The sequence below is a fragment of the Streptomyces sp. NPDC093018 genome (assembly GCF_040684035.1).
In the GTDB taxonomy this organism is placed as follows: Bacteria; Actinomycetota; Actinomycetes; order Streptomycetales; family Streptomycetaceae; genus Streptomyces; species Streptomyces murinus.
Map to the genome: position 1 here is coordinate 279472 of NZ_JBFBFF010000001.1, position 20806 is coordinate 300277.

A 20806-nucleotide genomic window follows, 5' to 3' on the forward strand; every position below is an offset into this window, starting at 1 on the left:
GGGGCGTCAGATGCCCGAGGTCTCCTGCCACAGGTCGGCGAGGGACCGGTCGCCGGAGACCCCCGGGGCGGGCGCGCGGTTCCACAGGGCCAGGTACAACTGGTCCGCGGGACCGAAGAGTTCGGCATCGGCGCTCCCGGTCGCCCGACGCGTCGTCACCGGAGGTCCGTCCGGGCCGAGTTGTACGGTCCACACCGCTTCCGGTCCCGCGTCCGTCGCCCGGACCCGCAGCGCCTTCGGTTCCGTCGTACGCGCCCGGCTCCTGGGCCGCGCGTGGAAGCCGCGCAGCAACTCGTCGATGCCGTCGGCCGCGAGGTCGGCGGCGATCGGGGAGGGCGTACCGCCCCGGGCGGCCTCGGCGTCGTACCGGTGCACGGTCGTCTCGTGCGCCTGCCGCCGCGTCCAGAACTCCAGGGGCGAGAGGCCGGACAGCGGGAGGAAGGTCCAGCACTCCAGGTCGGCGGGGGCGGCGCACAGGGTGTCGACCAGCAGGCGGTGGCTGTCCCGGTACCAGGCCACCAGCCCCGCACCGTCGAGATCCGGCTCCTCGTCGATCGGCCGGGGCCCGGTGAGCCCCTCGGCGACGAAGCCCGCGGCCCACCGGTGGACCGTCCCGATGTGCCGCAGCAGGTCCCGCACCCGCCACTCGGGGCAGGTCGGCACCTCGGCGTCGGTGCCGGCCAGCTCGGCGGCCGCGGCGAGCGACCGGCCCTCGCGTTCGAGGGCATGGCGGAAATCGACGGTCTGCATGGGGTGATCCTGCCGGACCCGCCCGCCGCGCCGCACCCGGTTTCAGTAGTCGCTGTTCATCGCGGCACGCACCTCGGCGAGAGTGGCGTCGGCCACGGCGTTCGCCCGCTCGTTGCCCGCGCGCAGCACGCGGCGCAGCTCGCCGCGGTCCCGGGCGTACTCGGCGCGGCGGGCCCGGATCGGCGCCAGGTACTCGTTGACCGCCTCGGTCACCGTCTTCTTCAGCGCCGCCGCGCCAGCGGAGCCGATGTCCGCGGCGATCTCCTCGGGCGTCCGGCCCTGGCACAGCGCCGCCAGCAGGAGCAGCGAGGAGACCTCGGGGCGGGTGGCGGGGTCGTAGCTGATGTGCCGCTCGGAGTCGGTCTTCGCACCCTTGAGCAGCCGCGCCGTCTCATCGGCGTCGGCGGCCAGGACGACGGAGTTGCCGCGGCTCTTGCTCATCTTGGTGCCGTCGGTGCCCAGCAGCAGCGGCACCTCCGACAGCAGGGCGTCGGGCCGGGGGAAGACGGGGGTGCCGTGGCCGTAGCGGTCGTTGAAGCGGCGGGCGATGGTCCGGGTGATCTCCAGGTGCGGCAGCTGGTCCTGGCCGACCGGGACCAGGTTGGCCTTGCAGAAGAGGATGTCGGCGGCCTGGTGCACGGGATAGGTGAACATCAGCCCGCTGACGGCGGACTGGCGGGAGTGCGCGATCTCGTCCTTGACCGTGGGATTGCGGTTCAGCTCGGCGACGGAGACCAGGCTGAGGAAGGGCAGCATCAGCTGGTTGAGGGCGGGGACGGCGCTGTGCGTGAAGATCGTGCTGCGCTCCGGGTCCACGCCGATGGCGAGGTAGTCGAGGACCAGCTCGTCGACGTAGGACTGGAGGTCGTCCGCGACATCGCGGTCGGTCAGCACCTGGTAGTCCGCGATGATCACGAACAGCTCCACGCCGAGGTTCTGGAGCCGGACCCGGTTGTGGAGGGTGCCGAAGTAGTGGCCGAGGTGCAGTCTTCCGGTGGGCCGGTCGCCGGTCAGGATCCGGAACTTCCCCGGATCCTCGGCGATCAGCTTCTCCAGCTCCGCGCTGCGGGCCCGCGCGGCGGAGGTGCCGAGCGCGTCGGGGGCATCGGGGGCGGACGGGGCCTCTGGGGCGGACGGGGCCTCGGACGGCGCGGCCTGCGGGTGGGGATTCATCTCGGTCTCCTGGTGGTGGTCGGACGGGCCGTCGGGACGCCCCGCCCCCTGGATCCAGGGACATGAAAAAAGGGCCGTCCTTGCGAACGGCCCGCTTCATGCCTGTGTGGCGGCCGCTCCTACGAGGAGCGCCACCAGCACAGACACGGCGAAAGATGCATGAGGCGATGATAGCGGAGGCGTGCGGTGGACGGCCGGTGTCGGTCCGGCCACCGGTCGGCGCGGACCCGCCGGCGGGGGTCAGCCGTTCAGGGCCCGGCGTGTCGCCACCCCGATCAGGGCGGCCACGGCGGCCAGCGCGGCCACGCTGGTGAGCGCGGTGGACAGGGAGAACCAGTCGGCCATGAACCCGATCATGGGCGGTCCGAGGAGCATGCCGCCGTACCCGAGGGTGGAGGCGATCGCGACGCCGGACGCACCGGCCAGCGCGCCCGCGCGCTCGATGGCGACGGGGAAGATGTTGGCGAGCCCGAGCCCGGTGATCGCGAAGCCGGCCAGCGCCATCCAGACCGACGGCGCGAGCGAACCGAGCAGCATGCCCACCGCCGCGACCGCGCCTCCGGCGATCACCGTGCGGGCCCGGCCGAGGCGTCCCAGCAGCGCCGTGCCCGAGAGCCGCCCCGCGGTCATGGCGAGCGCGAAGCAGGCGTACCCGGCGGCGGCCGTCCCCGCGGAGGCCGTCAGGTCCTGCTTGAGATGCAGCGCGCCCCAGTCGGCCATGGCGCCCTCGCCGTACGCGTCGCACAGCGCGACCAGACCGAATCCCACGACGAGCCAGCGCCCGGCGACGCGGGCCGCCCGGCCGTCACCGGCCGCCATGGGCTCCCGGTCGTCACCGGGCGGCACCGGGGGCTCGTGCCGCAGCAGGCTCCGCCCGGTGACGGCCGTCACGAGCAGCCCGAGCACGGTGATCCCGAGCAGATGGCGGGTGGCGGAGAGGTGCGCGGCGACCAGCCCGCCGACGCCCGCGCCGACCATTCCGCCGAGGCTGAACGCGGCGTGGAAACTGGGCATGATGGGCCGTCGTACGGCGGCGACGAGATCGACGGCGGCTGCGTTGAAGGAGACATTTACGCCCCCATATGCGGCCCCGAAGATGAGGAGTACGGCGCCGAGCGCGAGCGCGGAGTGGGTGAGCGGGGGGAGGGCGACGCTGAGGGCGAGGACGACCATCCAGACCACGGTCACCGGATGGCTGCCGTAGCGGCGGCACAGGCGCCCGGTCAGCATCATGGTCAGCACGGCCCCGGCGGACACCCCGAGCAGCGCGAGCCCGAGGGCACCGGCGGAGGCATGGGTCTGGTGCTTGATGTCCGGGATCCGCACCACCCAGCCGGAGAATATGAAGCCGTCCAGGGCGAAGAACGCGGTGATCGCGACCCGCAGCCCGACGAGCTCCCGGCCCGGCACGACACTGTGCGTTCGGGTTTTGTTTATTAGCGGCACAAACTCAGCGTAGGGGGCGGCCGAGGCGCGGAGCAAGGGGGTTGTCCCGCGGCCCCATACCCTCGGGTCCATGAGCGCAGCCGTGGGCACGACCGCCGTGCCGAACTTGATCGCCAGGTATGCCGAGTTGGTGGACAACGGTGACTTCGCCGGGGTCGGGGAGCTGTTCGCCGACGCGGTGTTCATCGGCAGCGGTGAACCGGCCGAGGGCGCCGCGGCCGTCGAGAGGATGCTCCGGGACACCGTGATCCTCTACGAGGACGGCACGCCCAGGACCCACCATGCCGTGTCGAACCTCGCCGTCGAGGTGGACGAGGAGTCGGGGGCCGCGACCGCGCGTTCCTACGTCACGGTGTTCCAGGCCCTGCCCGAACTGCCGCTGCAGGCCATCGCCGCGGGGCGGTACGAGGACCGTTTCGAACGCAGGGGAGGGCGGTGGGGGTTCGTGGAGCGGAGGGTGCGGATTCGTCTTGTGGGGGAGGTGAGGGGGCATTTGTGGGTGTGAGAGGGTACGTGCGGTGTGAGGGAACACTCGCGGGTGTAGGGCGCGGCCCGCGCACCGCGCCCCCTCGGCCCTCAGGCCGTCAGCGGACGGTCTGGAACGTCCCCGCTGCGGTGAACGCGTCGGTGATCGGCTCGATGAGTGAGGCGAAGCGGTGGGCGCCCGCGTTGCCGATCGGCGCCCACAGTGCGGCGCAGTGCTCGTCGGTTTCCGCTTCCATGCGCTCGCGGGCCGCGCTGCCGGCGTCGGTGAGTACTGCGTCGGAGTCGAGCCAGCCGCGTGCGACGAGTCGTGCCGTTGCCGCGTGCCACTCCTCGTCGTCCCACTGTCGGGTCGCCCGCGCGAGGGCTGTGGAAAGGCGGCCGGTCGCGGTGTGCAGGACGAGGCAGTCGCACGGCCCGAGGCCGTTGTCGGCGAGTACGACGAGATGTGCGTCGCCGCGCCACTCTCGCGCCACCGTGATCTGCTGCCAGAGCGCGACGAGCGGGTCGGAGGGAAGTGCGACCGAGGCGTTCGCGGCGGCCAGCACCTTGCCGGCGTAGTCGGCACCGGCGACGACCGGGTCGATCAGCGAGCGCGCCTCGGCGATGTGATCGCCGGTGAGGCGGACGCCGACGCGCCGCATCGCCCTTCCGGCGGCCAGGAAACGGGCGGCCTGCCATTGCTCGGGCGGCGCGGCGTCCCATACGCCCGCCATGGCCCGCACGGCCCGCGGGCTGAAGTTGTAGAAGGCCCCGAGTGTGACCTGCCACGGAACCGCGCCCATCGCGGCGGACCGGAAGGCCAGATACGCCGGCCCGGGGTCGGTCACGCCCAGCTCGGCCGCCTCCTCGGCGGTCTCGGGGACGAGATAGATGAACAGATGGGCGGCGGTGACGGCGCGGCTGACGGCGCGGACGGTGTCCAGGTCCATCGGGCCGTCACCGCGGCGGGTGGGGGCGGGGAGGGTGTGGAGCTGCATGGTGATGGTGTCTCCGGGGAGTCGGGTGGCGCGGTCAGGCGGGGGTCTCGGCAGTGGCGGTCAACACCGCGCGTCCGAGGGTGTGACCGGCCATGGTGAACCCGAGGACGGCCGGTGTGGCGTCGGCGGGAACGCCTGTCGAGGCGATGTCGAGGGCGTGGACCACGACGAAGTAGCGGTGCGGGCCGTGTCGTAGACGGTGACGGCGTAGCTCTTGGTGCCCTCCGGTGCGCCGCTCCAGGACAGCTGCGGGGATGTGTCCTTCCCGCCGGGCAGGCCGGAGGAGTGCTGCTCGGGTGGCCAGGCGGCACCGTCGTCGACGGTGGTGCTGGTGACGGTGAAGGAAGCCGCCTCAGGGAGGCGGGCGAAGGGGTTGTCGGCAGGTACAGCGGTGTTGTTGGCAGGCACAGCGGTCGTTCCTGTCCGGACGATGAGGTCCTTGGTCGAGTACGAAATCGACTCTAGCAGCAATAATCGATTATCCAAGGAATCGTCTATCCGTCGACTAGGATGAGCGCATGACTCAGACGGCGCCCTCCTCGACCCCGCCGGGGAAGCAGATGCTCTCCGAGCAGGTCTACGCGCACCTGCGGGACGCGATCATGCGCGGGGACCATGCCCCCGGCGCCCCCCTCAAGCCGCAGGACCTCGCCAAGGAGCAGGGCGTGAGCCTCGCCGTGGTGCGCGAGGCGCTCGTGCGGGTGGTCGGCGAGGGGCTCGCCGACCGGCTGCCCAACCGCGGTTTCGCGGTGCCGTCCTTCTCCGACCGCCGCTGGCAGGAGATCGCGGAGGCCCGCCGGACCGTCGAACCGGCCATTCTGCGCATGTCGATCGAGCGTGGCGACGTCGACTGGGAGGCCCGTGTACGGGCTGCCCACCATCGTCTGGCGCGCACTCCGGCGTACGCGCCGGAGGAGGGCGAGCACTACACCGGCGCTTGGGCCGAGGCGCACAGGGCCTTCCACCGCACGTTGCTGGAGGCGTGCGGCAATCGCGCACTGCTGGAGACGTTCGACCGGTTGTGGACCGCGAGCGAGCTGGCCCGCCGCTGGTCGGCGCACCGCGACCCCGGTCGGGACGGCGCCGAGGAACACCGCAGGCTGGAGGAGGCCGCGTTGGCCCGCGACGCCGACACCGCGGCCGAGGTCCTGGTCCGGCATCTCACCTTGACCGCGGCCGCTCTGACCGACGATTCGGGGCGGGCCGACGATTCGGGGCGGAGCATCCAGAGCAGGTTCTGAGCACCGGCTGCCCTGCTGCCCTGCTGCCCTGCTGTCCGGCTGCCAGGCGATGACTGACGACCCGTGAGCGTGGCTCGGGCGTGGCCGGTGCTTGGCTGATTGCGGGTGATCGCTTCCAGGGGGCTTCCCGCTCGTGGGCGGACGGCTAGCATGCGCCGATGGCCCCGGTGCGTCTGCGTCGTTCGGTCCGGGCGATCGTTCTCGATGAGGGCGACCGCGTCCTGCTGTGCCGGTTTGTCATTCCGCAGCCGGACGGGCCGGTCGTCGTGTGGGCGGCGCCCGGTGGCGGTGTGGAGCGTGGCGAGTCCGCCCTCGCCGCGCTGCGCCGGGAATTGCGCGAGGAGACAGGGCTCGCCCTTGACGGCGCGCCGCCGCATGTCTGGCACCAAGAGGTCGTCGACCCAGGACACGCGGTGGGCCATGACGGGGTGATCAACGACTACTTCCTCGTGCGCACCGCGTCGTTCCACCCGCGCGGCGCACTGTCCGACGACGAGCTCGCCGCCGAGAACATCGAGGGCTTTCGCTGGTGGGAGCTGCACGACATCGCCGGATACCGGGGTACGGACCTGTTCTCCCCGCGCGACCTGGCCACACCGCTGGCGGCGCTGATCGCCGGCCGGGCTCCGGGCGAAGTGGTGCGGCTCGGTCTGTGAACGCGGCGACGACCGGCCCCCGGGCTCAGCGCGCGAAGTAGACGGTCGCCGCGACGGCCAGCAGCAGATACCCGCCCGGGAACGCGATGTTGTGCAGGACATGCGCACGGACGTGGGTGATGACCGCGCCGATGAAGAACGCGGTCAGGCCGGCGGCCGCCGCGAGGCCGAGCCGGGACGCGCCGAGCAGTCCGGCGGCGAGGCCGAGCGCGCCGGCGAGTTTCAGGGTGGCCAGGTAGGGCACGGCGGTGGGCGGGACACCGACCAGGGCGGCGTTGGCGGACACGAACCGGGCCCTCCGGTAGTCGGCGATCGCGATGAACGCGTTGGCGGCGGCACACAGAACGGTCAGGGCGAACGCGATCTGTAGACTCATGAGGGTCTCCTCGGGGTGCGAACAGGGACGGGCTGAACCGACCCTCCTGACGTTCGCGAACTCCGAAAGGTGACACCCGTGCCGATCACGGTCGAGGACTTCGAGGCCGCCCGGCCCCAGCTGCTGTCGGTCGCCCACCGCATGCTGGGCTCGGTCCATGACGCCCAGGACGCCGTCCAGACCGCGTGGCTGCGCGCCACCGCCGGCCACCGCTCGGAGCGGATCGACAATCCGGCCGGGTGGTTGACCACCGTCACGGCCCGGGTCTGTCTCGACGAACTGCGCGCCCGCCGTCGGCGCGGCGAAGCACCGCTGCTCGCGGACGCGATCCCGGCCGAGCAGCTGTCCGCCGACGAAGCGGTCCTGCGGACCGAGAACGTCTCGCGCGCTCTGCTGGTCCTCCTGGAGCAACTGACCCCGCCCCAGCGCGTCGCCTACGTCCTGCACGATCTGTTCGCCGTGCCGTTCGACCGGATCGCCCAGGTCCTCGACGTGACGGTACCCGGCGCCAAGAAGCACGCCAGCCGGGCCCGGCAGCGCCTGCACTCCCCGGCACCCGTCGAGACGCATCGACACGTACCGGACCGCGAGATCGTCGAAGCGTTCCTGGCCGCGGCCCGCACCGGCGACACCCGCGAGATGATCCGGCTCCTGGCCCCCGACAGCGTGCGCGACGCCGACGCGGCACTCCTTGCGCCCGGAGCGCGTACGGTCGTCACCGGCGCGACCGCCATCGCCACCGAGACCGTGCGCTTCGCCGACCGTATCCGAGCGATCTGCCGGCTCACCGTCAACGGCGCCCCCGCACACCTCATCGCACCCGGCGGCCATCCGCTCGCCGTCCTCCACATCGGCACCGAACGCGGCCAGGTCACCCGGATCACCTTGCGGCCGGTACGGCCCACGGATGTATTCACGCCGCGAGTGGAGCCATGAACCGGTTAAGCGGGGTCCGGACGTGGGGGTTTGGCCGGATGGCGGGCCGAATTGGCAAGCCGGGCGCTTGCGTTGTGTTCGTACGCGTGTATGGGCGCGGCAACCCGGTCCGGATACAGGTCGGTTAATGCTTGCTCACGCGCTGGTTGCAACGGGGTGAGCGCGTCATGATGGGCCCATGACGTTGGCCTCGCGCGCATGCGCGCAACTGGCGACCTGGCCGGACCTGAGACAGGCCGTGCCGAGCTGCGGTCAGGGACAGGCGGTGGTGTCCGCCAAGGGCGAGATCGTCCATTTCCATTCGGACCGCGATGTCGATCTGCGGCTGACCGACCGGGCCATCCGGCGGTTCGCCAGGGACCTCAAACGCTCCGGCGTGATCAGGATCGTGCCCGGCTCGCCGTGGGTGACCCTGCGCCTCGACGCCGCGAGCGATGTCGATCTGCTGCTGACCCTGGTCAGCGTGGCCCTCCAGGCGCAGCAGTTCCCGCCCGACACGGTCGACCGCCCCCTGATGGGCTGCAACGACCAGCGCGGCGCGGGATTCGTGAAGGTGGATCGCGGCGCCCTCTGGTAGCCCGACGGCTCGCGCGTCATACGGCGACGACGCGGATCCCGGCCTCCTCGAAGCGGCGGACCGCCTCCGGGTCGACCGCCGTGTCCGTCACCAGGGTGTCCACCAGGTGCGCGGGACAGATCCGGGCGAACGCCCGCTGGCCCAGCTTGCTGGAGTCCGCGGCGACCACGACCCGTTCGGCGCGCTCGCACAGCAGCCGGTTGATCGCCGCCTCCGCCTCGTCGTGCGCCGCCGCGCCCTGCACCACGTCGAAGGCGACCACTCCGAGCACCGCCACATCCAGCCTGATCTGCCCGAGCACCCCGTCCGCGAGCGGTCCGATCAACTCGTACGACTGCGGGCGGGCCACCCCGCCGGTGACCACGATCTTGAACTGGGGCCGCACGGCCAGCTCATTGGCGATGTTCAGCGCGTTGGTGACCACGGTCAACGCCGGGGAGCCGGTGGCCAGATCGCCGCGCACGGCGAGGGCGCGGGCCACCTCCGTGGTCGTCGTACCCCCGGTCAGTCCCACCGCCTCGCCCGGCGCCACGAGATCGGCCACCGCGGTGGCGATCCGCTGCTTCTCGGAGGCGCGGCGGGCGGTCTTGTAGCGCAGCGGGAGTTCGTACGACACCCCGTGCACCACCGCGCCGCCCCGGGTGCGGACCAGCATCTGCTGCTCGGCGAGCTGGTCGAAGTCCCGGCGGATCGTCGCCGCCGACACCGCCAGCTCCGCCGCCGCCTCCTCGACGTCCAGCCGGCCGCGCTCCACGAGCAGTTCCAGCAGCGCCTTCCACCGGGCGTCCCGGGACATCCGCGGCCTCCGTTCTCCATTCGTTCCCCGATCGGTGACCCTAGCGCACCCCCGTAGTGCGCCCCCGGTCCCACAAGAATGCTTGATTGTGCTCGAAAGCTCGCTATATCTTGCAGGAACAATCAGCCAGGCCAGGGGAGGGTGTGGGCATGACCCATGTCGAGGACGAGCTGAACAGCCAGCCCGCGTGCTGGACGCGGGCCGCCGAGGAGGCGGGACGGCACCGGGACGCGCTGCCGGCGGCGGGTGAGCGGGTCGCGGTCGTGGGCTGCGGGACCTCGTACTTCATGGCGCAGGCGGTGGCCGCCCTGCGCGAGGGCGCCGGGCAGGGCGAGACCGACGCCTTCGCCGCCTCGGAGTTCCCGTACGGGCGGTCGTACGACCGGGTGATCGCCCTCACCCGCTCCGGCACCACCACCGAAGTGCTCGAACTGCTGGGCCGGTTGCGGGGTACGGCGACCCGCGCCACCGCCGTCACCGCCGACCCCGCGACGCCCGTGATGAGCGCCGCCGACGATCTCGTGGTGCTGGACTTCGCCGATGAACGATCCGTCGTACAGACCCGGTTCGCCACCACCGCCCTCACCCTGCTGCGCGCCCACCTCGGCCTGCACACGGACTCCGTGGTCGCCGACGGCCGCACCGCGCTCACCACCCGGCTGCCCCAAGGCCTGGTCGACTGCACCCAGTTCACCTTCCTGGGGCGCGGCTGGACGGTCGGACTCGCGAACGAGGCCGGGCTGAAGATGCGCGAGGCGTCCCTGTCCTGGACCGAGGCGTACCCGGCGATGGAGTACCGGCACGGCCCGATCAGCATCACCACGAAGGGCACCGCCACCTGGATGTTCGGCGAGGCACCCGAGGGGCTCGCCGAACAGGTCCGCGACACCGGCGGGTTGTGGGTCGACGGCGGCCTCGACCCGCTCGCCGAACTCGTCCGCGCCCAGCGGCTCGCGGTCGCCGTCGCCGCCGCGCGCGGCCTCGACCCGGACCGGCCGCGCCACCTCACCCGCTCGGTGATCCTCACGGCGGATGCGGCGGATGCGGCGGATGCGGCGGGCGTGGCGGGCGTGGCCGATGTGGCTGATTCCGCCGGTGCGGCCGGGGTCCTCGGCTCCGCCGGGTCCCCTGAGGTCCCCGGGCCCCGCGATCCCCGTGACGCTCCCGAGGCCGCCTCCTCCGCTTCCGCCGACCCCTCCGACCCCGCCTGACCCGTCCCCGCCGTACCGCGCCCCGGAAGGACACCCGAAGTGCCCCTCGCGCCCACCGGCGAGCTGGTCGCCCGCGCCGTCGAAGACCGCTCGGCCGTCGCCGCGTTCAATGTCATCACGCTGGAACACATCGAGGCCGTCATCGCCGGTGCCGAGGCGGCACGCGCCCCCGTCGTCCTGCAAGTCAGCGAGAACGCGGTCAAGTTCCGCTACGGACGGCTGCTGCCGCTCGCCCGCGCGGCCGGCGCCGCCGCCGAACGGGCCGCCGTACCCGTCGCGTTGCACCTGGACCATGTACAGAGCGACGACCTGCTGCGCCAGGCCCCCGGCGCCGGGTTCAGCTCGGTGATGTACGACGCGGCCCGGCTGCCGTACCCCGACAATCTCGCCGCGACCCGGGCGGCCGCCGACTGGGCGCACTCCCAAGGGCTTTACATCGAGGCCGAGTTGGGAGAGGTCGGCGGCAAGGACGGGCGGCCCCCGCTGGACGCGCACGCGCCCGGCGCCCGTACCGACCCGGCGCAGGCGCGGGACTACGTCGGCGGCACCGGGGTCGACGCCCTGGCCGTCGCCGTCGGCAGTGTGCACGCCATGACCACGCGCACCGCCGCCCTCGACCACGCCCTGCTCAAGCGGCTGTCCGCCGCGCTGTCCGTCCCCCTGGTGCTGCACGGCTCCTCCGGCGTGCCGGACGCGGGACTGGTCGAGGCGGTCGCGGGCGGCATCGCCAAGGTCAACGTCGGCACCGCGCTGAACATCGCCATGACCGGCGCGATCCGGGAGTTCCTCGCCGCGCACCCGGAGGCGGTCGACTCCCGCAAGTACCTCAGCGTCGGCCGGGAGGCGATGGCCCTGGAGGTGCGGCGCCTCATCGGGGTCGTGACCGGCGCCGCCGGAGCCGCTAGCCCTTCTTGACCGCCTTCAGGAGCACGAACTTCGCGTCGCTGGCGACGAGTTCGCAGGTGCCGAACACCCGCTTCAGGGTGATGTGGTATCCCAGGTGCCGGTTGCCGATCACCCACAGCTCGCCGCCCGCCCGCAGTGCGCGCCGCGCGCCGGTGAACATCCGCCGCGCGGTCGCGTCCGTCGTCGCCTGGTGGGAGTGGAACGGCGGGTTGTTCAGGACGAGGTCCACGCTGTCGGGGGCCACCCCGGTGAGCCCGTCGCCGACCCGGAACTCGGCATGCCCGGGTACCCCGTTGGCCTTGTAGGTGGCCTCCGCGGCGGCCACCGCCTGGAACGACTCGTCCACGAACAGCACTTCGGCCGCCGGGTCGGCCAGCGCCACCGCCGTACCGACCACACCGTTGCCGCAGCCGAGGTCCACCACCCGGGCCGGGCCGGGAGCCGGCAGGTGCTGGAGCAGGAAGCGGGTGCCGATGTCCAGCCGGTCGGCGCAGAAGACCCCCGCGTGGTTGACGACCGGGCGGCCGGAGATCGCGCCGACGCCGGCGGAAAGGTCGTAGCGGTACGGCCATGGGTTCGCGGGCCGCTCCGTCGCCGGGTCGGGGGTGCAGAAGATCAGGCGGGCCTTCTGCCGGGCCAGCGAGGTCCGGGTCGGGCCGAGGATCCGCTCGAAGAGCTGAAGGGTGGAGGTGTGGATCTCCTTCACCATGCCGGTGCCGATCACCACCGTGCCCGGGTGCACGGCGGGCGCCAGGCGCAGCAGCTGGTCCTCCAGCAGCGCCAGGCTCTTCGGCACCCGCACCAGCAGGACGTCGATCCGCTCGGGCGGCTCGTCCTGGGTGGTCAGCAGCTGCACCGCGCCCGGTTCGACACCGGCCCGCGCCAGGTTGGCACGGCTCGCCTCCTGACCGAGGAAGGAGTCGGTGATCTGCGTCGGCCGGTGTTGGGCCAGCGCCGTCACCAGCGCGCCCCAGCGGTCCCCGAGCACCACCACCGCGCCGGTCAGCGGCACGTTCTCGTCGGCCAGGTGGCGCAGCAGATACGCGTCGGAGGCGTCCCAGGCACGCAGCCGGTCGCGGGGATCCTCGGGGAAGCGGGACAGCTCGACCTCGCCCCACGGTGTCGTCATACGGTCGCTCATCGCGCCCCAGGCTAGCTGAACCGCAGATCAGGACCTGTACGGCCGGGGCCCCATGGAGACTTCTCGGACAAGGGGCGACAAGGAGCGGCCACCGAGAAAGACTGCTTGTCGGCTTGTGTTCTCCTCGTACCGATATCGGCGGGGCGCCGATCCACGCCCTCAGCCCGAACCGCCCACCAGCGCCTCGCCCAGCGGGGTGCGCCGGTAGAGCACCGACCGTCCGGAGCGCGCCCGCACGAGCAGCCCCGCGGCGCGCAGGATGGCGAGATGGTCGCCCACCGCGCCCGGCGCCATCGCGAGGCTCCGGGCGAGATGGCTGGTGCTGGCCGGGGCGTCCAGCGCCATCAGCAGCCGGGCCCGGGCCCGGCCGACCAGGGCGGTCAGCGCATCCGGTCCGGGCGCGGCCTCCGGCGCGTCCCACAGGGCGGCGGTGCCGCGAGCGGGATAGACCAGGGTCCTGGGCCAGGGGTCCTCCAAGTGGGCGGCGACGGACGGCCCGACGCAGACCGAGGGGATCAGCAGGAGCCCGTCCCCGACCAGGCGGACCGTGTCACCCGCCGGGAAGAAGCCGAGTTCGATACCGCCCGCGCGCCAGGCGATGCCCGGGTGCAGGCCCTCGATGGCCGCGGCCCAGCCGTGTTCCCCGATCACCCCCACCCGGTGCACCACATCGCGCTCGCAGATCGCGCGCAGCTGCGGCCAGTCCGCGGCGAGCAGCTCCCGCCAGGCACGGTCCATCGCCGCGGCGATCCGGGGGACCGCGTCCGCCGAGTCCAGCACCGCGCGTACCCGGGGAGCACGGCCGGTCGGCCGGGCCGCGGCGGCGAGGAGTTCGCGGCGGGCCGCGGCCGCGGGAGTGGCCCGGATCGCGGCCAGGTCGTCCGCCCAGGTCTGGCCGAGGCCGCGCGGCGGCGGGGCGACGAAGTCCGCGCCGGATCGGGCGGTGTGCAGGGCGAGGACGGCGTCCAGTTCGGTCTCGCGGCGAAGCCGTTCGAAGGCCGGCCGGAGCCGGGCCGCCCAGGCGCGCGGCAGCGGCCGGTTCCGGTCGGTGAGCGAGCGCAGCAGCGCGGAGAGTTCCATCGCGGGCGACAGCGCGAACCGGCTGCGCAGCAGGTCCTCGACGGAGACTTCGAAGCGGAGCACCCCGTCACGCTACCGCGGGACGCCCGCTTCGATTCGTCCAGGGACGAATCATTGGAGCCCAAGGGGCCGCCCGCCGAGGCTGTCCGGCGTGACCACCACCGCCGAACCCGTCCAGGGCGACCATCGAGCCACCTACCGTGAAGTGCTGGCCGAGCCACGCTTCCGGCTGCTCTTCACGACCCGTACCGTCGCGATCACCGCGGACTCGCTGCGGATCACCACGTTCTCCGTGCTCGTCTTCACGGCCACCGGCTCCGCGCTGTTCAGCGCGCTGGCCTTCGGCATCAGCTTCCTCCCGCAGCTGTTCGGCTCGCTGCTGCTCGGCTCCCTGGCCGACCGGCTGCCGCCCCGCGCGCTCATCGTCGGCGGTTACGGCCTGGAGTGCGCCGCCGCCGTGCTGCTCGCCCTGGTGCAAATGCCGATCGCGGCGAGTCTTTGCGTCGTGGCCCTGATCGCCCTCGCCACCCCGCTGTTCAGCGGCGCGTCGAGCCGGCTGGTCGCGCGATGGCTCAAGGGCGATGCCTATGTCCTGGGCCGCTCACTGAACAACATGGCCTCCTCCGGCGCGCAGCTCTTCGGCCTGGCGCTGGGCGGCGCCGCCGTCGCGGTGCTCGGCGTCCACCGGGCGCTCGCGGTGAGCGCCGCCCTCTACCTCGGCTGCGCGCTCGCCGTCCGCCTGCGGCTGCCCCGGCTGGAGCCGGGGGTGTCCGACGGCACCTCCGGCAGCGCGCGGGGCGACGGCGGTGCCGTCCGGGCCAGCCTGCGCGGCGCCGGTCTGCTGCTGCGCGGTCGTACGGTACGACGTCTGATGCTGGCCCAGTGGCTGCCGTCGGCGTTCGTGGCGGGCGCGGAGGGACTGATCGTCGCCTACGCGGGCGGCCGGCGCTTCGCGCCCGGCTGGTACGCGGTGCTGATGGGCTGTCTGCCGGTCGGCATGCTGATCGGCGACCTGCTGGTGGGGCGGCTGCTGCGGCCGTCCACCCGGGAGCGGCTGGTCGTCCCGCTGGTCGTCCTGATGGGACTGCCGCTGATCGGCTTCGCCGCCGAGCCCGGCGTGGGCGTCTCGTGCGCTCTGCTGCTGCTCACCGGCTCCGGCTTCGCCTACGGCCTCGGTCTGCAACGCGCCTTCCTGGACGCCCTGCCGCAGGACGGCCAGGGCCAGGCCTTCGGACTGCTCGGCTCCGGCAACATGACGCTCCAGGGCATCGGCCCGGTCTGCTTCGGCTCGGTGGCCGAGGGCATCGGAACGGGCGGCGCGATCGCCCTGGCGGGCGGCGCGGCGGCGCTGACCGCGGGCTGGATCCTCGGCTGGCGGCAGGCTCCGTGAGGCAGGATGGGGTACGTGGACGCGGAACTGTTCCCCCGGGAGCGCGCGGAGCTCGCACCGGGCGCCGCGCACGTCCCGGACTGGCTGCCGGCCGAGCGCCAGCGTGAACTCCTCGCCGCCTGCCGGGACTGGGCACGGCCCCCGGCCGGGCTGCGCACGGTGCGTACCCCGGGCGGCGGCACCATGACCGCCCGCCAGGTCTGCCTCGGCCTGCACTGGGGCGTCGTACGCGCCTGTCCTGCCTGCGGACGGCCCGTACGGGACAACCCCGGGTGCCCCGGCCCCCATCAGTACCCCTACGCGTACACCCCTACGGCCATCGACGGCGACGGCGCCCCGGTCAAGCCCTTCCCCGGACGGCTCGGCGAGACGGCCCGGCGCGCGGTGGCCGACGCGCTCGGACCGGCGGCCGTACCCGGGCCGCCGTACGACGTCGCGCTGATCAACTTCTACGACGGCGCCGCTCACATGGGCATGCACCGCGACGGCGATGAACGGGCCGACGCACCGGTGGTCTCGCTGAGCCTCGGCGACACCTGCGTCTTCCGGTTCGGCAACACCGAGACGCGGACCCGGCCGTACACCGACGTCGAGCTGCGCAGCGGCGACCTGTTCGTCTTCGGCGGCCCCGCCCGCACCGCCTACCACGGGGTGCCCCGGGTCCACCCGGGCACGGCACCGCCCTGGCTGGGGCTGGCCGGACGCCTGAACATCACACTGCGGGTGAGCGGGCTGTGACGGCGGCACGGGCCACGAGCGATCCGGATCATGGGAGACTCGCCCTCATGAGCGGCGAGGCGGAACCCCGGGCGGCGGGGGAGAGGACCCCCACGAGGGCGCGGCTGGACCGGGGCCGGGGCGCGCTCGGACCCGCCCTTGAACTGGTGCACACCGGACGGGCGCCGACCCGGGCCGTGCTCACCGCCGAACTCGGCGTCACCCGGGCGACGGCCGGCGCGGTTGCCGCCGAACTGGAGGCCCTCGGCCTGATCCGGGTGGACGCCCGCCCCGCCGCCGCGGCCGGCTCCCAGGGCCGCCCCTCGCACCGGCTCGATGTCGCCGAGGAAGGCCCGGTCGCGCTGGCCGCGCAGGTGCACGCCGACGGCTTCCGGGCCGCGCTGGTCGGCCTCGGCGGCCGGATCGTGGCCACCGCGCCCGGCTGCGAGACCGTGGCCGCCGACCCGGCGAAGGTGCTCGGCTCGGTGGTCGAGGCGGGCGCGGAACTGCTGCGCACCACCGGCCGCCGCTGTGTGGGCGCCGGGCTCGCCGTGCCGTCCGCCGTCGCCCAGCCCGAGGGCCTCGCCCTCAACCCGCTGCACCTCGCCTGGCCCGTCGGGGCGCCGGTCCGCCGGCTGTTCGAGGAGTGCGTGCGCGCGGCGGGCATCCCGGGGCCCGCGTTCACCGGCAATGACGTCAACCTCGCGGCGCTCGCCGAACACCGGCACGGCGCGGGCCGGGGCGCCCGCGATCTGCTGTGCGTGGCCACCGGGCACCGGGGTGTCGGCGGCGCGCTCGTCCTCGACGGCCGTCTGCACACCGGCAGTTCGGGGCTTGCCCTGGAGGTCGGGCACCTCACCGTCAACCCCGAGGGCCGCCCCTGCCACTGCGGCGGCCGGGGCTGTCTGGACGTCGAGGCCGACCCGCTGGCGCTGCTCGTGGAGGCCGGCCGCGAACCGGGCCCCGAGGACTCGCTCCTGAAGCAGGCCGACGATCTGCTGCGCAACCAGTACGACGACCCCGCCGTGCGCCGCGCCGCCGAGGCCCTGATCGACCGGCTGGGCCTCGGACTCGCCGGTCTCGTCAACATCCTCAACCCCGACCGGATCATCCTCGGCGGCCTCCACCGCACGCTGCTGGACACCGATCCGAGCCGGTTGCGCGCGGTGGTCGCCGACCGCAGCCTGTGGGGCCAGAGCGGCGGCGTCCCGATCCTGCCGTGCACCCTCGACCACAACAGCCTGGTGGGCGCCGCCGAACTGGCCTGGCAGCCGGTCCTGGACGACCCGCTGGCCGCACTGCGCTGAACACCTCGGCGGCGGGAGCCGTCCGCGCCGCTCGGCCCCGGCATGCCACCGGCCGGGCGGGGACGGCCCGTCGACCCGGGCCGTGGCCCGACCGGGGTGCGGACCGAGCCGCCACAGGGCGTCGGCGCGCACCCGGACGTCGTACCAGCCGTGCCCGTGGCCGTCGGCGCCGATCCCGCGGGCGAGCCCCCAGCCGATCTCCTCGGGCCCGAACGGCATCCGGTCGATGCCGCGTTCACGCGGTCAAGCGCGTGCGGCCGCGAGCGGGCGCGGCCGGCCCGGCACGTTCTCGTACGCGGCGACGGTGATCCACTCGTGGTGCGCCGGCGTCATACCGGACATGATGCCCGGACCGTCACGCCCAGTCGACGGAGAATGCCTTCCCCGGGTGTGCGGTGAGGATCCGGTCGACCAGTTCCGTGCCCAACTCCGCCGCCAGGCGCGGGCGCAGGCGCCGCAGCAGGTACGGCATCCCCGGGCCGCCGTCGACCGAGCGGGCCCCCGCGGTCACCGTGTCGCCCCCGAGCAGCAGCCGGTCGCCGAAGCCGGCCTCCACGAGGGCGCGGGCACCGGCCGGCATCCGCCAGTCGGTGGCGTGATGGGCGCGCGAGGGGCCGTCGAAGGCGAGCCAGCAGCCCGAGGCGGCGGCCTGCCGCTGCGTCACCGGATCGGGGAAGCGGTTCAGATGGCCGAGGATCACCCGCTCACCCGGAACGCCCAACTCACCGCAGAGCAGGTCGAGTACGTCGAGGGCGCCGGTGCCCAGCTCCAGATGGACGGCGATCGGCGCGCCGGTCGCGTGGTGCGCCTCGGCCGCCGCGGCCATGGTCCAGCGGGCGTGCGCGTCAAGCGTGTGGAACCCGCCCGCCACCTTGATCAGCCCGGCCCGCACACCGGTCGTACCGATGCCCTCGGTCAGCTCGGTGACGAAGACCTCGGCCAGCCGGCCGCGCAGTCCCTCCAGCAACTCCGGTGCCATGTGCGGGGCTTGGTGCAGCCCCGTCGCACAGACCAGGTGCACCCCGGTGGCCCGGGACAGGATCGCGAGATCGGCCGGGCGGCGGCCCATGCCGTGCGGTGTCCACTGCACGACGGCGGCACCGCCCGCCGCCCGGAACGCCTCCAGCTCGGCCCGCGCGGCGGCGACGTCGTCCAGTTCCCTGCCCGGCAACTGCCTGCTGCGCAGGAAGAGATGGTCGTGCGCGTCGCACACCCCCAGCTCCTGCGGGCGGATGTCACCGAGGACCGTACGGATCACCAGTGCCGCCCGCGCGGGAGCCGGTCGCGGCCGGGGGCGGACAGATGCAGCACCCGGTAGAGCTCGCCCTCGGCCTTGGGGGTGTCGTGCTCCCAGAGGGAGAAGTGGACCAGTTCCCAGCGGTGCGGGTCGGCGGCCGTCGCGGCGAGCACGGCACCGTCCTCGGCGGCCAACCGCTCGGCGGCGCCCGCCGCTTCCGCCATCAGGGACGGCAGGTCCGCCCCCTCCGGGACCGGTTGCCTGTGCCGCACGGCGAACGCGGCACGGGCGCCGGTGCCCTCGGCGTACCCGAGCCCCGTCCACTGGCGTACGGCCGGACGCCCGAAGTCATCGGCCAGGCGCTGGAACCCGCCGCCCCACAGGAAGCGGTTCATGCCCTCGACCGTGCGCCACAGATAGAACGGCGCGTATTGGTTGACCGGTGAGCCGTGCACACCGCGCTCCCGCAGCAGATACGCCTTGAGGCCGAGCCCCTCCCAGTCGTCCAGCAGATGCCCGAGGCGGTCGACACGGGAGCGGATGATGCCCGTGTCGTAGTCCGCGGGCAGCGTCACCTCGTACTGCATGGCATGCATCAAATGGCCCTTTTCCTCAGGCTGTTCGGGCTGTTCGGGCGGCTCAGGCGGTTCGGGGCGCGAGGAGGGCGAGCAGCCCGTCGACGGCCGCGTCGAAGGCGGCGGGGGAACCGGCGGCGCGGGCCAGCACATAGCCGCCCTGCACGGTCGCGAGGATCGTCGCGGCGATCCGCCCGGCGTCCAGCTCCGGCGCGAACTGCCCCTGCTGCTTGCCCTCTTCGACGATCCCGGCGATCCGCTCCCGGATCGCCGCGAGGGTCTCGTCCACCGGCGCGCGCAGCTCGTCACTGGCGATCACGTCCGGGTCCATGGTCAGCCGCCCGACCGGGCAGCCGCGCAGCACCTCGCGCTCGCGGCGCAGATACGCCTCGATGCGTTCGTACGGTGTGCCGGGACCCTCCAGCGAGCGTTCGGCCGTCGCCCGCAGCTGCTCGGCGGTGCGCCGGATCGCCGTCAGGGCGAGATCCGGCTTGCCCTTGAAGTGGTGGTACATGCTGCCCTGGCCCGCGCCCGCGCGCTCCAGGATCGCCTTGGGGCTGGTGCCCACGTAGCCGCGCTCCCAGAGCAGGTCGCGGGTCGACTCGATGAGTCGTTCGGAGGTGCTCATGAGATCAGTGTACATACTGGTAGATACAGAAATGCTGGTGGATGCGGAGGCGCTCGTCCCGTGGGCGTGCGGATGTCCGGCGGGCGGTTCGTCGCCGCTCGCCGGGCACCCGTGCCGCCGTACGCCTGCCCACCGGTCCGGTTCGTTCAGCCCGTGCCCGCCGCGACCGGGTGGGTGGCGGCCAGTTCCTGCGCGCCGGGGGCGGTCGTGACCGCTGCCGGAACCGGGGCCCGCGGCGGGGCCGCGGGGACCGCCGTGCCGACGGCACCCGTCGCGACCGGGGTGGGCGTCGGCTGGTGTTCCGGGGTGCGGTGCGGCACGCGGGCCGGAAGGCCGGGCGTCGCGGGCAGGGTGAACCAGACGACCTTGCCGTTCTCGCCGTCCGGCCGCGCGCCCCAGCTCTCGCTGACCGCGGCGACCATGGCGAGGCCCCGCCCGCAGGTGGCGAGCGGTGTGGTGTCCTCTGCGTCCTCCGCGTCCATGTCCGCGTCGTCGGCGGGTACCGGCAACCGGGGATCGTGATCGCGCACCGACACGGTGAGCCGGTCCGGTCGCAGCTCCAGCTCGACGGTGCACGACTTGTCGGGCCTGGCATGTCGGTGGACGTTGCTGAGCAGCTCCGTCACACCGAGCGCGGCTCGGTCTATCAAGGGATCCAGATGCCAGTAGCGCAATTGCGCAGATACGATTCTGCGGACCTGGCCGATCCGCGACGGCAGGGCTTGGAGCTCCACCGTGCAGTGCCTGCTTGGGTGACTGATCACGGCTGCGACTCCCCGATGTGAGGTCCGGAACGGAACCGGAAAAACACGGAGAACAACGGATCCAGCAGACCCCCCGGCCCCGGGAAAGCGGCCGCCTGCTGTCGGTGGCCGGCGGGCTGGTTCGCAGCGTTGTCGCCGGTAAACCCAGAGTGACGTGAGACCAGCGTGGCGCAGGGGGCGGGGCGACGCAACTCGCCGCGTCCGGATGGATACGGATGGTGGATTCCGGTGCCCTGATCGCCGCTGTCCGGCGCTGTGCCGATCGCCCGAACACCGGGTGCCCCTCTGCGGATTGGGGCCGCCCGGCCTGCGGGCACCGCGTGCCGACCCGACACTGTACGCCGTCCGGACATCGCATGCCGTCCGGGACGCCGAGTGCCCGTCGGACGTCGTGACATGCGCACCGAATGGCGCGCTCCTTCGCGCCGGGGGACGG

At 73.3% G+C, this 20806-nt stretch carries 21 protein-coding genes and 2 pseudogenes; 10 read left to right on the forward strand and 13 right to left on the reverse strand.

The window, feature by feature from the left end:
- Positions 1-6 precede the first annotated feature (6 nt).
- The 3 genes from AB0N90_RS01175 to AB0N90_RS01185 form a co-directional block, all read right to left on the reverse strand.
- A complete protein-coding gene (locus AB0N90_RS01175; protein ID WP_365192164.1) occupies positions 7-750 on the reverse strand; it encodes a maleylpyruvate isomerase family mycothiol-dependent enzyme in 744 nt (247 codons plus the stop codon).
- Positions 751-792: 42 nt separating this feature from the next.
- Positions 793-1923: a tryptophan--tRNA ligase gene (trpS, locus tag AB0N90_RS01180; protein WP_365192165.1), complete on the reverse strand. Its 1131-nt coding sequence runs from the start codon at positions 1921-1923 to the stop codon at positions 793-795.
- A gap of 240 nt (positions 1924-2163) precedes the next feature.
- Entirely contained in the window at positions 2164-3333 is a 1170-nt protein-coding gene (locus AB0N90_RS01185) for an MFS transporter (RefSeq protein ID WP_365192166.1), read from the reverse strand.
- A 106-nt stretch (positions 3334-3439) separates the two neighbouring features.
- Between AB0N90_RS01185 and AB0N90_RS01190 the strand changes: the two genes are divergently transcribed.
- On the forward strand, positions 3440-3874 hold the full coding sequence (locus AB0N90_RS01190; RefSeq protein ID WP_365192167.1) for a nuclear transport factor 2 family protein: 435 nt from the start codon (positions 3440-3442) through the stop codon (positions 3872-3874).
- Positions 3875-3953: 79 nt separating this feature from the next.
- Here the strand turns inward: AB0N90_RS01190 and AB0N90_RS01195 are convergent, their stop codons facing one another.
- Together AB0N90_RS01195 and AB0N90_RS01200 are read right to left on the reverse strand one after the other, a co-directional pair.
- Positions 3954-4832: a hypothetical protein gene (locus tag AB0N90_RS01195; RefSeq protein ID WP_365192168.1), complete on the reverse strand. Its 879-nt coding sequence runs from the start codon at positions 4830-4832 to the stop codon at positions 3954-3956.
- Positions 4833-4866: 34 nt separating this feature from the next.
- Positions 4867-5240 (reverse strand): annotated as a pseudogene (locus AB0N90_RS01200) (hypothetical protein).
- Positions 5241-5350: 110 nt separating this feature from the next.
- Here AB0N90_RS01200 and AB0N90_RS01205 point away from each other — a divergent pair.
- A complete protein-coding gene (locus tag AB0N90_RS01205) occupies positions 5351-6073 on the forward strand; it encodes a GntR family transcriptional regulator (protein WP_361669740.1) in 723 nt (240 codons plus the stop codon).
- Positions 6074-6231: 158 nt separating this feature from the next.
- Entirely contained in the window at positions 6232-6729 is a 498-nt protein-coding gene (locus AB0N90_RS01210) for an NUDIX domain-containing protein (RefSeq protein ID WP_365192169.1), read from the forward strand.
- A gap of 25 nt (positions 6730-6754) precedes the next feature.
- Here AB0N90_RS01210 and AB0N90_RS01215 read toward each other — a convergent pair whose 3' ends face one another.
- The gene (locus AB0N90_RS01215; protein WP_365192170.1) at positions 6755-7105 is read right to left on the reverse strand and encodes a DoxX family protein; all 351 of its coding nucleotides are present in this window, start codon (positions 7103-7105) and stop codon (positions 6755-6757) included.
- 78 nt (positions 7106-7183) lie between these two features.
- Between AB0N90_RS01215 and AB0N90_RS01220 the strand changes: the two genes are divergently transcribed.
- Together AB0N90_RS01220 and AB0N90_RS01225 are read left to right on the forward strand one after the other, a co-directional pair.
- Complete coding sequence (locus tag AB0N90_RS01220; RefSeq protein ID WP_365192171.1) at positions 7184-8041, forward strand: sigma-70 family RNA polymerase sigma factor; 858 nt, start codon at positions 7184-7186, stop codon at positions 8039-8041.
- A gap of 178 nt (positions 8042-8219) precedes the next feature.
- The gene (locus tag AB0N90_RS01225; protein ID WP_158101463.1) at positions 8220-8618 is read left to right on the forward strand and encodes a luciferase family protein; all 399 of its coding nucleotides are present in this window, start codon (positions 8220-8222) and stop codon (positions 8616-8618) included.
- A gap of 16 nt (positions 8619-8634) precedes the next feature.
- Here AB0N90_RS01225 and AB0N90_RS01230 read toward each other — a convergent pair whose 3' ends face one another.
- The gene (locus AB0N90_RS01230; protein ID WP_365192172.1) at positions 8635-9414 is read right to left on the reverse strand and encodes a DeoR/GlpR family DNA-binding transcription regulator; all 780 of its coding nucleotides are present in this window, start codon (positions 9412-9414) and stop codon (positions 8635-8637) included.
- Between the two features lie 149 nt (positions 9415-9563).
- Between AB0N90_RS01230 and AB0N90_RS01235 the strand changes: the two are divergent.
- Together AB0N90_RS01235 and AB0N90_RS01240 are read left to right on the forward strand one after the other, a co-directional pair.
- Positions 9564-10439: pseudogene (locus tag AB0N90_RS01235) on the forward strand (SIS domain-containing protein); the annotation flags it as partial.
- Positions 10440-10664: 225 nt separating this feature from the next.
- On the forward strand, positions 10665-11540 hold the full coding sequence (locus tag AB0N90_RS01240; RefSeq protein ID WP_365192173.1) for a class II fructose-bisphosphate aldolase: 876 nt from the start codon (positions 10665-10667) through the stop codon (positions 11538-11540).
- Here the strand turns inward: AB0N90_RS01240 and AB0N90_RS01245 are convergent.
- Together AB0N90_RS01245 and AB0N90_RS01250 are read right to left on the reverse strand one after the other, a co-directional pair.
- The gene (locus AB0N90_RS01245; RefSeq protein ID WP_365192774.1) at positions 11527-12660 is read right to left on the reverse strand and encodes a methyltransferase; all 1134 of its coding nucleotides are present in this window, start codon (positions 12658-12660) and stop codon (positions 11527-11529) included. The two genes, AB0N90_RS01240 and AB0N90_RS01245, sit on opposite strands and share 14 nt — an antisense overlap.
- Before the next feature lie 171 nt (positions 12661-12831).
- Positions 12832-13815: a winged helix-turn-helix domain-containing protein gene (locus tag AB0N90_RS01250; protein WP_365192174.1), complete on the reverse strand. Its 984-nt coding sequence runs from the start codon at positions 13813-13815 to the stop codon at positions 12832-12834.
- An 88-nt stretch (positions 13816-13903) separates the two neighbouring features.
- On the opposite strand from AB0N90_RS01250, the gene AB0N90_RS01255 reads away from it, so the two are divergent.
- Genes AB0N90_RS01255 through AB0N90_RS01265 form a run of 3 tightly spaced genes read left to right on the forward strand, consistent with a single transcriptional unit; the run spans position 13904 to position 17166 of the window.
- Positions 13904-15142: an MFS transporter gene (locus AB0N90_RS01255; RefSeq protein ID WP_365192175.1), complete on the forward strand. Its 1239-nt coding sequence runs from the start codon at positions 13904-13906 to the stop codon at positions 15140-15142.
- A gap of 15 nt (positions 15143-15157) precedes the next feature.
- Positions 15158-15880 (forward strand): alpha-ketoglutarate-dependent dioxygenase AlkB, encoded by a 723-nt coding sequence (locus AB0N90_RS01260; protein WP_365192176.1) that lies wholly within the window; start codon positions 15158-15160, stop codon positions 15878-15880.
- A gap of 47 nt (positions 15881-15927) precedes the next feature.
- Complete coding sequence (locus tag AB0N90_RS01265; RefSeq protein ID WP_361669763.1) at positions 15928-17166, forward strand: ROK family protein; 1239 nt, start codon at positions 15928-15930, stop codon at positions 17164-17166.
- A 355-nt stretch (positions 17167-17521) separates the two neighbouring features.
- Here the strand turns inward: AB0N90_RS01265 and AB0N90_RS01270 are convergent, their stop codons facing one another.
- The 4 genes from AB0N90_RS01270 to AB0N90_RS01285 all read right to left on the reverse strand — a co-directional run bounded on the left by AB0N90_RS01270 (position 17522) and on the right by AB0N90_RS01285 (position 20370).
- Positions 17522-18427, reverse strand: a complete 906-nt coding sequence (locus AB0N90_RS01270; RefSeq protein ID WP_365192776.1) for a phosphotriesterase — start codon at positions 18425-18427, stop codon at positions 17522-17524.
- Positions 18421-18999 (reverse strand): DUF4865 family protein, encoded by a 579-nt coding sequence (locus AB0N90_RS01275; RefSeq protein ID WP_365192177.1) that lies wholly within the window; start codon positions 18997-18999, stop codon positions 18421-18423. The genes AB0N90_RS01270 and AB0N90_RS01275 overlap by 7 nt, the downstream gene beginning before the upstream one ends.
- 43 nt (positions 19000-19042) lie before the next feature.
- Positions 19043-19621: a TetR/AcrR family transcriptional regulator gene (locus AB0N90_RS01280; protein WP_365192178.1), complete on the reverse strand. Its 579-nt coding sequence runs from the start codon at positions 19619-19621 to the stop codon at positions 19043-19045.
- Between the two features lie 131 nt (positions 19622-19752).
- On the reverse strand, positions 19753-20370 hold the full coding sequence (locus AB0N90_RS01285) for an ATP-binding protein (RefSeq protein WP_365192179.1): 618 nt from the start codon (positions 20368-20370) through the stop codon (positions 19753-19755).
- Positions 20371-20806: the final 436 nt, after the last annotated feature.